The organism is Microcystis sp. M144S2, from assembly GCF_020246065.1.
Taxonomy (GTDB): domain Bacteria; phylum Cyanobacteriota; class Cyanobacteriia; order Cyanobacteriales; family Microcystaceae; genus Microcystis; species Microcystis ichthyoblabe_A.
On the sequence record NZ_JADBTR010000076.1, the window covers coordinates 23,989 to 38,046 of the forward strand.

The 14,058-nt window shown below is 41.2% G+C and carries 7 protein-coding genes; 4 read left to right on the forward strand and 3 right to left on the reverse strand.

Annotated elements, in window-relative coordinates; all coding sequences use genetic code 11:
* Window positions 1-18 precede the first annotated feature (18 nt).
* A complete protein-coding gene (locus tag IM462_RS09950; RefSeq protein ID WP_287699784.1) occupies window positions 19-993 on the reverse strand; it encodes a hypothetical protein in 975 nt (324 codons plus the stop codon).
* 322 nt (window positions 994-1,315) lie between these two features.
* Complete coding sequence (ychF, locus tag IM462_RS09955) at window positions 1,316-2,407, reverse strand: redox-regulated ATPase YchF (RefSeq protein ID WP_002732084.1); 1,092 nt, start codon at window positions 2,405-2,407, stop codon at window positions 1,316-1,318.
* Between the two features lie 596 nt (window positions 2,408-3,003).
* Between ychF and IM462_RS09960 the strand changes: the two genes are divergently transcribed.
* Both IM462_RS09960 and IM462_RS09965 read left to right on the forward strand, forming a co-directional pair.
* On the forward strand, window positions 3,004-5,037 hold the full coding sequence (locus tag IM462_RS09960; protein ID WP_287699785.1) for an elongation factor G: 2,034 nt from the start codon (window positions 3,004-3,006) through the stop codon (window positions 5,035-5,037).
* 162 nt (window positions 5,038-5,199) lie between these two features.
* A complete protein-coding gene (locus IM462_RS09965) occupies window positions 5,200-6,426 on the forward strand; it encodes a dicarboxylate/amino acid:cation symporter (RefSeq protein WP_287699786.1) in 1,227 nt (408 codons plus the stop codon).
* Between the two features lie 110 nt (window positions 6,427-6,536).
* Here IM462_RS09965 and IM462_RS09970 read toward each other — a convergent pair whose 3' ends face one another.
* Window positions 6,537-7,100 carry a DUF7024 domain-containing protein gene (locus IM462_RS09970; RefSeq protein WP_287699787.1) on the reverse strand — a complete coding sequence of 188 codons (564 nt, stop codon included), beginning with the start codon at window positions 7,098-7,100 and terminating at the stop codon, window positions 6,537-6,539.
* 790 nt (window positions 7,101-7,890) lie between these two features.
* Here IM462_RS09970 and IM462_RS09975 point away from each other — a divergent pair.
* Together IM462_RS09975 and IM462_RS09980 are read left to right on the forward strand one after the other, a co-directional pair.
* The gene (locus IM462_RS09975) at window positions 7,891-11,640 is read left to right on the forward strand and encodes a glycosyltransferase (protein WP_287699788.1); all 3,750 of its coding nucleotides are present in this window, start codon (window positions 7,891-7,893) and stop codon (window positions 11,638-11,640) included.
* Between the two features lie 582 nt (window positions 11,641-12,222).
* Window positions 12,223-13,818, forward strand: coding sequence for a methyltransferase domain-containing protein (locus IM462_RS09980; protein ID WP_287715138.1), 1,596 nt, complete (start codon window positions 12,223-12,225; stop codon window positions 13,816-13,818).
* Window positions 13,819-14,058: the final 240 nt, after the last annotated feature.

Sequence of the window (14,058 nt, forward strand, 5' to 3'; positions counted from 1 at the left end):
CTGTCTTCTGTCCATTTGTTACAACTCTCCATTTGCTTCTTCTGTAATTAAATATCTATTATCAACCTGCATTTCGTCTTCTTTGACACTATTTTTCTCCTTCAATGTCTGGTAAACATCATTTAGATTTTCATACCAGTCATCAGTGATACTTAATCTTGCGTTGCCAGATTCATCAGTAAACACAAATCCCATGATGTAATTTTGCTGTAAGTGATTTTCATCGTCACCAGATGATTCTAGGTGTTGGGGGTTGGCAAAAAGAAATTTATGCTCTGAATACCGAAGAAAAATGTCAATCGAAATAACGTTAAATTCATCTTTTCGAGGCGTTGCTTGAGTTCTGTTGCTTGAAGCAGATTTGCCAGAAACAAAGTGAGTTTCCAAGACCCGAATCTTTGACATAACATAATTGAGGCGGCTGTCAAATAACGCATTTACTTCTTCTCTTGAAAGATGCTTCAATGCCTTTACTGCGCGTGATTTGGCCGTTTCTCGTTGTGGGTTGTAGTTTTGAATTTCTTCATATTCATAAATGGTTGTTGAAAATTCATCTTGAAACTTTGGCAATTCTCGATGTATCCATTCGATAACTTGTTCTTCGATGTTGCCATTCTGGTCAATCCAATCAATTTTTCCAGAATGTTCAATGAGAAAAATTTTTAATTTCTCGAAGTTGTACAATTTATGCCACTTTTCAGAATTTGACTTTACACCTTTAGATTCCACAACATACCAAAGATTAGATTCTGGTTTGCGAAAATAAAAATCTCCATGGTGATTTGGGTGCTTCCTACCTTCCCATTTTTCACGAATTCGTTGAACTTCAAATCCATATTCTTCTTCAAGTTTCTTTTTTAGTAACAACTCCGTGATTGAACCACTGACATATCCCTGTGCATTAGGGCTGTGCTTCAATGCTTCAAGAAAAATTTCTAAATTAGTCTTAAATACTCGGTGAACAAAATTAGTCAATCGTTCAAAAATGGTCATATTTTCGTCTTGTATTGTTGAGAAAAACCTTCCCAGAGTTGAATAGATAGAATATTTTTAGCCTTGACTCCTAGCAAACCAGTCTTTTAGTGGACAGAGATAATCGCCATCTTGATTAAACAAGAACTTGCCCCTATACCTAATTATAGAATCTAAATTAGAGTATGTCAAGAGATAAAAAATTAAGTTTAATGTTAACCAAAGTGAGTGAAAAAAGCTGAGAGATTGTTTAGGGCAGAAATTCGGAGCATCTTTCAATTTGACAAGGCTAATTATTCAGCCTTTTGATCAGGTGGGTGACACTCACCTGACTTATTTTTAGCTATACATTAAAACGGAATAGTAAAACATCACCCTCTTGAACAATGTATTCCTTGCCTTCACTTCTGACTAAACCTTTTTCTTTGGCCGCGCTCATCGTGCCACTATTAACTAAATCCTGATAAGACACAGTTTCCGCACGAATAAAACCCCGTTCAAAATCCGAGTGAATAACTCCGGCTGCTTGGGGTGCTTTCATCCCAGAAATAATCGTCCATGCGCGGGTTTCTTGGGGGCCAGTGGTGAGATAGGTACGCAGTCCTAATAACTCGTAGGTAGCTTTAATTAAAGATTTTAATCCCCCTTCTTCTACTCCTAAAGAACCGAGAAAATCTTTTCTTTCTTCCTCCGACAATTCCACTAATTCCGATTCTACTTGAGCAGAAACGATCACAACTTTGGCCTGTTCCTCTTGGGCAATTTGACGGACACTTTCTACCCAATCGTTACCCGTGGCCAGATCATCTTCGCTCACATTAGCGGCATAAATAATCGGTTTCCGACTCAATAAACCGAGATTTTTAATTAATTCTTCTTCCTCTTTGCTTAAATCCACTTTTCGCGCCGAAATACCGTCATTAAGACAAATTAGGATTTTTTCAAGGATAGCCAATTCTTCGGCGGCTTCCTTGCTATTTTTCGCCTGTTTGCGTAAACGTTCCACCCGCTTCTCCACCTGTCCCAAATCCGCTAGAGCTAACTCTAGATTAATCACCTCGATATCCCGGGCCGGATCCACGGAACCGGAAACATGAATAATATCATCATTATCAAAACAGCGCACCACATGAACGATCGCGTCCACTTCCCGGATATTAGCCAAAAATTGATTACCCAATCCTTCCCCGCGACTGGCACCCTTGACTAATCCGGCGATATCGACAAATTCAATCCGCGTCGGCACGATTTTCTCAGAATTAGAGATTTTAGCCAAAACCTCCAGACGTTCATCGGGGACGGATACCACACCCACATTCGGTTCAATGGTACAAAAGGGGAAATTAGCGGCCTCGGCCTTGGCATTAGCCACCAGAGCGTTAAATAGGGTCGATTTACCCACATTTGGCAGTCCCACGATTCCAGCTTTTAACATAAAAATTGCTTGATAAACATCATCCCGACCTCTCACTATATCAGGCTGCCTCTCGTTTTTGTAAATCCGGTTGATGAGAAAGACTCTCGATAGTCAACAGCTTAGTTAACATTTGCTGAAAAAATTTTTCCTGGAGGTAGGAGACTCCGATTCAGGAGACTCCGATTCAGGAGACAGGAGATTATTTTTATTTATTCTCCCCATTTCCCCATTTCCCCATTTCCCCATTTCCCCACACCCCACACCCCACACCCGTTCGGCTGAGCTCACGGCCGAAGCCCACACCCCACACCCACGAAAAACTTATTTAGCAAACCCTAGTTAACATTTATTCAAGTTCCTTAACTAAAAGTAGGCGAGATTTTACAAGAGATTGCGAGAATGGGATGTAATGCTTGAGACTGAGTTAGGGTGAAGAGTAGGAAAGAATACACCTGTAGCACTGGGCAAAATTATGGCAAGACAGGCCTTTCACTTCTAAATACGTCCTGAGAGTAATTTTCAGTGCTATGACAGTATATTTCCCAAGGGCGATCGAGTGTAAATATCGTCCAATCGCCACAACTAATCACTAAATCATTGTTGGGGGTATCTGTATGAATCAAAGTATCGGAGCAAACACCCGTAATGTGGCCCTTGTCGGCCCCTACTCCAGTGGAAAAACCTCCTTACTGGAAAGTTTACTTTTCGTCACAGGAGCGATCACCAGAAAAGGCAAAATCAGCGATCGCAATACCGTCGCTGATAGTTCCACGCAAGCGCGGGATCGACAGATGAGTGTAGAAGTTTCCGTTGCCCATAGTCAATACCAAGACCTAAATTTTACCTTTCTCGATTGCCCCGGTTCGATCGAATTTGCCAGTGAAACCTATAATGCCCTCGTCGGGGCCGGTGCTGCTATTATCGTTTGTGAACCGGTGGTCGATCGAGTTCTCACCCTGGCTCCCTTGCTAAAATTCCTCGATGATTGGGAAATTCCGCATCTAATCTTCATCAACAAGATGGATCGCTGTAATAGTCACTTTAACGAAGTCCTACAAGCTCTCAAATCCGTTTCTAGTCGTCCCCTCGTTCCCCAACAATATCCCATCCGTCAGAACAACGAAACTATCGGATTTATCGATTTAATCAACGAACAGGCTTATCATTACCATCCTAACAGTCCCGCCGATCCTGTACCTTTACCCGACCACCTCAAGGAAGAAGAACAGAGCGCTCGACAAGAAATGCTGGAAACGATCGCCGAATTTGATGATCATCTTTTAGAAGAACTCCTCGAAGATATTAACCCCTCCCGGGAAGAAATTCTCCAAGACTTAAAACAAGAACTGGGAGCCGATCAGATAGTACCCGTGTTCTTCGGTATGGCGGAACGGGACTATGGTGTGCGTCATCTCCTCACCGCTTTAGTAGAAGAAGCACCGGCCCCGACAATTACCGCCAATCGTCGCGGTCTCGATCCCAGTGCGGATGGAGATGCAGTGGTACAAATCCTCAAAACCTATTTTACTCCCCAGGGCGGTCGCCTCTCCCTAGGGCGAATCTGGCAGGGAACCCTTAACGATGGCATGGCCTTAAACGGTGTGCGGATTGGTGGTATCTATCGTCTCATGGGACAACAACAGCAACCCCTACAGCAGGCCCAAGCGGGGGAAATTGTCGCTCTCGGTCGTTTGGAGGGAATCGCCACCGGAGAAGTGGTTAGCAGCGGCAGTCAAAAACCCGATCTTCCCAAAGGATTACAGCTTAAACCCGTCTTTGCTCTCGCTATTGCCGCCGTCAATCGCAAGGATGAAGTTAAATTAAGTTCAGCTTTGACGAAACTGATCGAAGAAGATCCTTCCCTCTACTGGGAACAACACGGCGACACTAAAGAAGTGATTCTCTGGGGACAGGGAGAAATTCATCTGCAAGTAGCCCTCGATCGCCTAGCACGCAAGTATAATCTACCGATGACCACCCATTTACCCCAAGTTCCCTACAAGGAAACGATCAAAACCAGTACCAAATCCCACGGACGTTATAAACACCAAACCGGCGGCCACGGTGCTTTTGGTGATGTGTATCTCGATATTAAACCCTTGGCCCGGGGGGAAGGTTTCCACTTCCATGAAAGCATTGTCGGTGGTGTCGTCCCCAAACAGTATATCCCCGGGGTGGAAACGGGAGTGCGGGAATATCTCGGTCATGGTCCGTTGGGTTTCCCCGTGGTGGATATTGATGTCACCCTCACCGATGGTTCCTATCACAGTGTCGATAGTTCCGAACAAGCTTTTAAACAAGCGGCCCGTCTAGCGATGACGGAGGGACTGCCTAAATGTCATCCGGTCTTATTAGAACCCATTCTATCGGTGACGGTTCTCGCTCCCTCAGAATACACCGCCAAGGTTTTACAGTTAATTAGTGGTAAACGCGGTCAAATTCAGGGTTTTGAAGCTTCTGAGGAGTGGAAAGGTTGGGATCAGGTGACGGCCTATCTACCCCAAGCGGAAATGCACGATTTTATCGTTGAATTGCGTTCTTTGACTATGGGTGTCGGTTTCTTCCAGTGGGATGAGGATCACCTGCAAGAAGTGCCGGATAAACTGCGCGATGCGGTTTTAGCCATGCAGGGTAATGGTAACAAGTAAAGTCTTCTTGGCTGTCACTAAAGTATAGGGATAAATTAGCAAGAGATGGGCTTTTATTGGCTCATCTCTCCCTTTTGTGGCAAAAAATGACAGAATGGTTCGATGAGATTAGCCTAGTGCTATACTGCCCCAAATTAGTCTCGGAATTCTCAACTTAACCTCATGAATTTATCTACTCTGATCTTAGTCGCCCTGGGTGCGGGAATTGTTTTCGGTGCGCTGCTCAATGGTTTTTTTCCCGCGCTAATCCTACCTTTAGATGACTATATTCTCGCGCCGGTGGGAGAGGTTTTTCTGCGCTTAATTCAATTTGTGGTGGTTCCGATCGTTTTTTCTTCCCTTATTTTAGGATTAACCCGGGTACAGAATGCTGCGCGGATCGGTAGATATTTACTCAGATTGATGACTGGCTATCTGCTAACCAGTACACTTGCTCTGTTAATCGGCATGGCGACGGCGTTGCTATTAAAACCGGGGATAGGTTTAGAGGGATTTGCCACTAATGCCGCCATGACCACCAATACACCAGTATCCTTGAGAGATTGGCTGATTAGCTTAATTCCGGTTAATCCCCTAGAAGCTCTTACCGGGGGCAATCTTTTACAGGTAATCGTGACGGGAGTTTTATTTAGTATCGGCATCGGACTGGCCAAAGAGGGGGCAAAGCCTTTTATTCTCTTGATAGACAGTCTTTATCTAATCAGCGAGAGAATCCTATCGGTGATTCTTTATCTAGCACCTGTGGGGGTATTTGCTCTGATTGCTTCGGTTATCGCCACTCAGGGGTTAGAATTAGTGGCGAGACTTTTTTTCTATGTTTTTGGTCTGTTTTTGGCCAGCGCCTTGATGATTGGGGTGTATGTTTTGCTCCTTTTTGCCCTCAAAGGAGAGCCTCGACGCTTTTTTAGCTCTTTATCGGAGTCTTTATCCTTATCTTTCGGTACTGCTAGTTCTAACGCTGCTTTACCCGTGGTTTTGCGGGAAATTCAAGAATACGGTTTACCCGAAGATATCGCCAGTTTCGCTATTCCCTTGGGAACGGTACTAAAACGCGATGGTTCGGCAATTTTACAGGGATTTAATGCTCTTTTTATCGCTCAGGTTTACGGAGTTCCTTTAAGTCCCTCTTTGTTATTAGCGATCGCATTGAGTGGTTTATTGGTTTCTTTTAGTACCCCGGGGGTCCCCGGCAGCGCATTAATTACCATGACTACCGTATTATCGGCGGCGGGTTTACCATTAGAGGGGGTGGCTTTAGTGGCAGGGGTCGATCGCTTGACCGATGGCTTTAAAACCGTATTAAATGTGATCGGTAATACAGTTAATGCGATTCTGCTCAATTACTGGGAATCAGGAGAAAAGGAAAAATCCCTAGAATCAAAAAACTAGCCTCTTGAAGTGTTATTAATTTTCCGAGGAGAATCTTACTATTTTAGTCTAGACAAGAGATTGATAACTTAATTAAATAGCAAGACTTTCCGACGAAAGAGAGATAAAAGTTATTTTGTTTCCACAATGTTCAAAGTGTTGAAAGCAATTCCTAATTTCCTTTCATCTTTTTCTCCAAGTTGCTTGGGACTGGTAGGTTCGGGAATCGTGAAAGTTATCGTTCGTTCATTAGCGGGTACTCCGGTAAATTTGACTTTAATTTCCGCTGCTTTATCCGTTAATTGGATTTTTTGCTGCTGAGAGCCGACGCTGATAATGATATCCTTGTTAACATTGGGACCAAAAGCTGCGGCCTTGAAAATAAGCTCAAAAGAACTGGGTAGGTTTTGAACAAACTTAATCGAGGCAGGGGAACCATCAGTCCAGCGACCCCAATCTTCTGGAAAGCTAAACCCCTCTAACGAAACATTGGCTGTGTCTTTGGAAAAATCAACACCGTAAGGTGAGGAAGCAGCGGATTTTTCGGTGGGGGCAGTCTCAACAGTAGGTGATGGACTATTAGTAACGGGGGAAGAAGTTGTTTGAGAAACTTCAGAACCAGAACAGGCCGTGACCAGAAGGGTGAGGGCCAAGCCTACACTTAAATCAAATACAGCTAACTTCAATTTTTTCATATATGGTTAAGTCCTTAGTCTTTTTCACTTCTATGGTTTTTCCAGTTATGGACAATCATCCGTATTGTCATACCAAGTCTATTTAAGCGGAAAACGACACCTTTTGCAATAACTGAGCTTAAAGATAACCGCAACCCAAAACAAGAGTCTTTGTCTATTCCATAATTTACAGCCTTTCTCCTATAAATGAAGTGTAACTTGATTCTACGCTGTTTACTGGCCAATAGCTCCTGAATATTCCACAGGTAAATTCGTCCTAGCCTCAATGCAGATTATTGGAATCAATACTCCATTGTGTCAATTGTGAGAGGCTTTAACCAGCGACTGGCTAAACGGAAACGGGTATAGAAATCGAAGTATAGACCTTCTAGGGGCAGTGACTGAATTTCGGAAATTTAGTTCCTCAAAAAAATGATCTATAATATAATTTAATTATTTTTTAAACTATGATAATTTATTTTAAATGTTTTAAGCCTACTCTCTAAAAAACTTAGAAGAAAGTGAGATAAAATACAGGGTAAGCGCATCTCAAACGCTGTTGACAATTGGCTAATTTTGTGGGTTGCTCACTGTGTAGGCATTTGAAATGATACCAGTCAATCAGAATAGTTACGAACTTGACCTATTTGGTCGATTGTTGCTTAACGATTGAGATGACAAGTTCTACTCAAATATAGCTGAATCTCCCTCTGGGTAGGCAACCCACATAAGGTTCATTTTGTCAAGGATTGTTAAAATGCGCTTACCCTGCATAAGATAGCTATTGAGAAAGCTGGAGACGATATAACTCATGTCACAATTGGAAATAAGCAGAGAAAATAATTTTGCTTCTCATTTTTCCCAAGATAGGCCTCGTATTGACGTGGTTTTACAAACCACTGGGTTTCACGGATGGAATGCTTCTCAAGGATGGATCAACAGTCTGAGAAGACATGGATTGTTAAATAGGGTATTTTCTCCAAAAGCAAATTGGGGAGATTTAGAGCCGAAAGATGACGATGGACTCTTTGAATATTTGGGTAATCCAGAATCTGATTTAATTTTAATGCTAGGGTTTGATTGGCACTCGCAACCACTTCATCAAACTGGGCGTTGGCAAGAACGTTGGTCGAATTCCCCTATATTAAAGTTAGGTATATTACAAGAACATTGTTCAGCCCCTATCGTGAATCGTACTTTAGCGTGGAAAAATTTATTTTCATCGGCTATTGCTAGTGCTTCCAATTGCTTAGATGCTCTCATCTGTAATCACGAGCCAGACTTAGGTTTTTTGAGGACACAACATCAAATAACTAAGCCAACAATTTTTATTCCATTTGCCATCGATTCTTTTTATTTCAACAATAATAAATCTTATATTGCTAGATCAGATTTCGCTTTCTTTCGAGGCAATGCGACTAAGTATTTTGGATGCCAAGCATATGATCAAAGGCAAGATTTTATTAAAAAATTAGCTCAAAAAGATAACGTTAAAATCTGTTCCTTTGATTACAATCAATTTTCTACTCCACAGAAAGCTGTAGAATTTTATACTCAGGAGTTGAGGGAGCATAAATTTTTGCTCAATCTGCCATCACTATCCTATACTTTAACCTCTAGACCCTTCGAGATCATGGGATGTGGGGGAGTTCTTTTGCAAAATAAAATTGTCGGAGAACAGTCTAATAAGTTATTTAAGAATTTCCAGCACCTAGTGTACTACGATCCAGAAAATTCTGAGGATTTAATTGGAAAACTAGAATATTTGAGAGATAACATAGAGCTTGCCAAATTCATTGCTGATGAAGGATACAAAATTTGTCATAGAGAACATTTAATAGAGAACAGGATCGACACTATCCTAAAATGGATAAATAATAAATTTGTGTTAGATATAAGCCGTGATGATCAACCAGAGAAAGTATCTTTAAAGTCAGTGGAGTTAGCTTATGATCAATCGCTATATGGAGATAGAGATTTAGTATCAAAAGATAAAATATTTAAGGTTTCAGCAATAGTGTCAACCTATAACTCTGAATTTTTTATTCAGGGATGCTTACAAAACTTAGTAGAGCAAACACTTTATCAGCAAGATGATTTAGAAATCATAGTAATAGATAGTGCATCTCAGGAAAATGAACGAGAAATTGTAGAGAAGTTTCAATCTTTATATCCGAATATTATTTACGAACGAACGTCAGAGCGTGAGCCGCTTTATACAGCTTGGAATCGAGCGATTAAAATGGCTAGAGGCAAATATATAACTAATACCAACACTGATGATCGACACCGTTGTGATGCGTTGGAAATTATGGCCAATTATTTAGATTGTAATAGCGATATTAGCTTGGTGTACACAGACCAACTAATCACAATGGCCGCTAATGACAGATTTGCTACAACTCAGGCAGATAGAAAATGGAATTGGCCTGATTACTCTTACGAACAAATGACCCTAGGATGCTGTGTCGGTTCACAACCAATGTGGAGAAAATCGTTACATGAAAAATATGGCTATTTTCGAGAGGAATTTAAATGCGCCGGTGATTATGAATTTTGGTTAAGGATTGGCAGTCAAGGGGAACAGATGCGGCTGATCCCAGAAATCTTGGGACTCTACTATTTCAATCCCAAAGGATTAGAGCATGGGGCGCCTGACAGAGCGGGACAGGAATGTAATTTGATCTGTGATGAGTATAATATTCCCAGAGTATATATTGCCAAAACTTCCAGTGTAGAGCGCCAATTTGATGATCTACAGTATCAAGGTGTTTTATTAAACCAAAAAGAAAAAAAAGAAATATTGTTGTTCCAAGAAAAGTACAGACATATTTTTCCTAAAATTGTACTTGATGGGGTATTTTTCCAGTTGAATAACACTGGAATTGCCAGGATGTGGTCTGCTGTCTTAGAACAATGGAATAGATCGGACTTTGCCCACAATATTGTGGTTTTAGACCGAGATAATACGGCACCAAAATTTGAAAATATTAGATATCGTAACCTGAAAGCTTATAACTATGAAGATAGCGGTCTGGACTCACAGATGTTACAGTTTGTTTGTGATGAAGCCAAGGCAGATTTGTTTATCTCCACCTACTACACTACTCCTATAACCACGCCTTCGGTCTTACTGGCCTATGATATGGTGCCTGAAGTGATAGAAGCTAATCTAAAAGAGCCGATGTGGAGAGAGAAGCACTTAGGCATTCGTCATGCCTGTCAATATTTAGCAATCTCGCAGAATACGGCTGATGATTTAATCAGGTTTTTCCCAGAAATATTGTCAGAATCAGTAAATGTTGCCCATTGCGGTATTGATCGAGACTTTTTCTTTCCATCAAGTACTGAAGAAATTATTAACTTTAGAGTTAGATACTCTCTTCAAAATCCTTACTTTATATTCGTGGGTTCTCGTATGAGTTTAGATGGATATAAAAATGCCATCTTGTTTTTCAAAGCCTTTCAGAATTTACCAGAACTGGAGAAATTTTCTATCGTTTGTGTCGGTGGACAACCCGATTTAGAACCAGAATTATCTGAATTAATCGATAACAATTCTGTTCATTTATTAAGACTTGAAGACCCTGAACTCTCAGTAGCTTACTCGGGTGCAATTGCTCTTGTTTATCCTTCCCTTTACGAAGGATTTGGTTTACCGATTGCGGAGGCGATGGCCTGTGGTTGTCCAGTGATAACCTGTAGAAATTCCTCGATCCCAGAAGTTGCTGGGGAAGCAGCGATCTATGTTGATGAGTATAAAGTTGAAGAAATGGTGGAGGCACTGGGTAAGGTTCAGATTCCTGAAGTTCGTAAACTATTAATTGAGCAGGGTTTAGAGCAAAGTCAGAAATTTTCTTGGCAAACAATGGCCGATACGATCAAGGATACCCTGATAGTGACTGCCGAACGCCTCAAGAATGAGCAAAAATCTACAGCACATCCACTCTGGCAAGAACTCCGGGAAATGCAGGCTCTATCTCAGCAGTTATTATTAAATCAAGAACTTAAGCAGGTACAATGCCAGGACTTATCTTCTGGAGAGGATGTACCGTCTCCCATTCAAGATCATCCAATTGATGAGCAAACTAACCAAACTCAAGATGTCGCTCCCTTAAAATACGATGTCAACCTCAACGGGGAATTTTTTGAAGAACCATTGTATCTGCTCAACGAAAAATTAAAGCAAAAACAACAGGAACTTCAAGAAGCTAAAACTACACTTTATACGATGCAATCTAGTCCGATTTGGAGGCTGAGAACGGCTTGGTTTAAGCTTAAGTATCTGTTTTTCCCAATCCTCGGATTACTTTCTGGCTTAACTCTTGTTTTTCTGGTTAATTCAAGGTACACTTATCCTTTAGTGGCAACCATAACCTCTTGGTACTATGAAGTTAATAATAACTTCTTTTTTGTTCTCGGAGGTAATCTAGTATCACTCGCTCTTATTTTTGGCATTGTTGGCTATTTAGGTTTTATTAGTGCCAATATTTTAAGGGTTTTAAGAATTGCGTTAATTTTGGGAGGTTTATTAGCGATTGCTTTCCATTTAATTTCTTGAGAACCTATTATGAAATTCTGATGCGATCCTCTTAGTATAATCTGGTTAGCTTTTAGCGACCGAAAATTTTTATCACTTTTATCTCTAGGAGGTTTCAGAGAGTTTTCCAAACGGCTTCTCAGAACAGCCAAGTTGAGTTAATAATTACATCAAGGAGATTCAGATTAGATATGTTGGGACTTTTTAGCAAATTCTTCAAGCCAAATAAACTAGAATACTTTGGTCATCTCGGTCAAGTTTCTGATCCTCAGAAAATTTTTCTAGAGCAAAATTATATTATCTGTAGAAATGCTTTATCTCTCGATAAAATAGATAAATTGGTTAACTTTTACGATTCTTGGATTTTAGCAACAAGTTCACTAAAATTCCTTAGACAATCAGGTAACTGGGAATCGACTGAATTTACTGATATCGGAGGAGTCAGGAACTGATTTCTGAATCCCCACAGTGTCGAAATGTCAAAATATAAGAATTGCTATATTGATTTTCAGTCTAGGCAAGATCGGTCAAAGACTGATTATTCGTTAATAAACTTCCTTTTTCAGGTTTGATCTACAATTACTTTTACCTACAACAATTTCTATGAACTCTAAAGTCTGTTGGTGCGGAAATCAAAATTTGCAGGAATTTTCCTCTGATTACAGTCTCTGTTCTCAGTGTGGAACATTGGTACTAAATCAGGATTTAACCCTTGATGAAATTCGGGTTAAAAATGATCGAGATGAATTTTATAGTAAAAAATACTGGTTATCCTATCAAACTGACAAACACGGTTATCCCGATATCCGTCAACGTTCACGACAGGATTTACCCGAAAGATGTCTTTACTGGTTACATACTCTCATGGCTTATACCCTACCCCCGGGCAAAGTTTTGGAGTTGGGTTGCGCTCACGGTGGTTCGGTCGCTTTGATGAAATGGGCCGGATTTGATGCGTTAGGACTAGAGTTAAGTCCTTGGGTGGTGGATTTCGCTCACCAAACCTTTGATATTCCCATGTTGTTGGGACCTGTAGAAGATCAAAAGCTAGAAACTGGTTCTTTAGATGCGGTTGTTATGTTCGATGTTATCGAACATTTACCCGATCCCGTCGCCACCATGAGTCATGTAGTGTCTCTCTTAAAAGAAGAAGGAATATTGATTATTCAGACACCGAATTATGTAGAAGGGTATTCCTATTCGGAAATGTTAGCTGACAATGATAGTTTTTTAGATCAGTTGAAACCACAAGAACATACTTTCCTCTTTAGCCATCGATCGATCACTGATTTTTTGAGAAATTTGGGGTTTGATTTTTTGGTTTTCGAGCCGCAGTTCTTCAAGTATGATATGTTTTTTGTCGCTAGTCGTCATCCTATTGCCCGCAATACTGAGGAACAAATTAGCCATAATCTTTTAAAAAGGCCTTCTGGTCGTCTAATTCTCTCTTTATTAGACCAGTCGAAAACTTTAAACCAACTGACGCAAAAATATCAAGAATCGGAACAAGATCGTCAAGAGCGACTGCGAGTAATTGAGCAATACAGTCAAAAAAATTCTTGGTTACAATCCCAACTAGATAATAGTGTGGAGAGCATAAACCAATCCCAAGTGCAATTAGAGCAAACCCGCTCCGAATTGGCACAATCCCAAGTGCAATTAGAGCAAACCCGCTCCGAATTGGCACAATCCCAGGCACAATTAGAGCAATCCCGTTCCGAATTGGCACAATCCCAGGCACAATTAGAGCAATCCCGTTCCGAATTGGCACAATCCCAGGCACAATTAGAGCAATCCCGTTCCGAATTGGCACAATCCCAGGCACAATTAGAGCAAACCCGTGGGGAATTGGCACAATCCCAAGGGCAATTAGAGCAAACCCGTGGGGAATTGGCACAATCCCAGGCACAATTAGAGCAAACCCGTGGGGAATTGGCACAATCCCAGGCACAATTAGAGCAAACCCGTGGGGAATTGGCACAATCCCAAGGGCAATTAGAGCAAACCCGTGGGGAATTGGCACAAAAAACAGTTAATTTGGAAGAGGCCTGTAGACAAGTTCAAGATTTTCAGCAGTCTCAACGGCAACAACTTCAGGAGGAACTCGCTCGTACAGAACAAGCTCTAGAGGAAACCAAGCAAGAAATTACCGCCATGAAAACCAGTAAATTCCTGAAACTGAAAGCTATATTCTCCTAAAATTTTCCTAAACTGTCCCTAGACTGATGATTTCCTCCTTTCCCCTCCCCAGTTCCTTAAACTAAAGTCGCATCCGTCTCGACATCCGTTGATATGAATGCTCTCCCCATAGAGAAGGAAAATCAGGCTCCCTATCTTTCTTCACATCCCCGTCCAATGCACGCTTGCGGTGATAATGGTGACACGACGATCACTCTTGGTACGACATCTAGGAAACACAAAATAAGCATCTTGTCAAGG

What these genes read in the sequence shown, in the direction of transcription:
- ychF (WP_002732084.1), bottom strand. Translation starts at nt 2,407, where the DNA reads ATGTTAAAAGCTGGAATCGTGGGACTGCCAAATGTGGGTAAATCGACC.
- IM462_RS09980 (WP_287715138.1), top strand. Translation starts at nt 12,223, where the DNA reads ATGAACTCTAAAGTCTGTTGGTGCGGAAATCAAAATTTGCAGGAATTT.
- IM462_RS09960 (WP_287699785.1), top strand. Translation starts at nt 3,004, where the DNA reads ATGAATCAAAGTATCGGAGCAAACACCCGTAATGTGGCCCTTGTCGGC.
- IM462_RS09970 (WP_287699787.1), bottom strand. Translation starts at nt 7,100, where the DNA reads ATGAAAAAATTGAAGTTAGCTGTATTTGATTTAAGTGTAGGCTTGGCC.
- IM462_RS09965 (WP_287699786.1), top strand. Translation starts at nt 5,200, where the DNA reads ATGAATTTATCTACTCTGATCTTAGTCGCCCTGGGTGCGGGAATTGTT.
- IM462_RS09975 (WP_287699788.1), top strand. Translation starts at nt 7,891, where the DNA reads ATGTCACAATTGGAAATAAGCAGAGAAAATAATTTTGCTTCTCATTTT.
- IM462_RS09950 (WP_287699784.1), bottom strand. Translation starts at nt 993, where the DNA reads ATGACCATTTTTGAACGATTGACTAATTTTGTTCACCGAGTATTTAAG.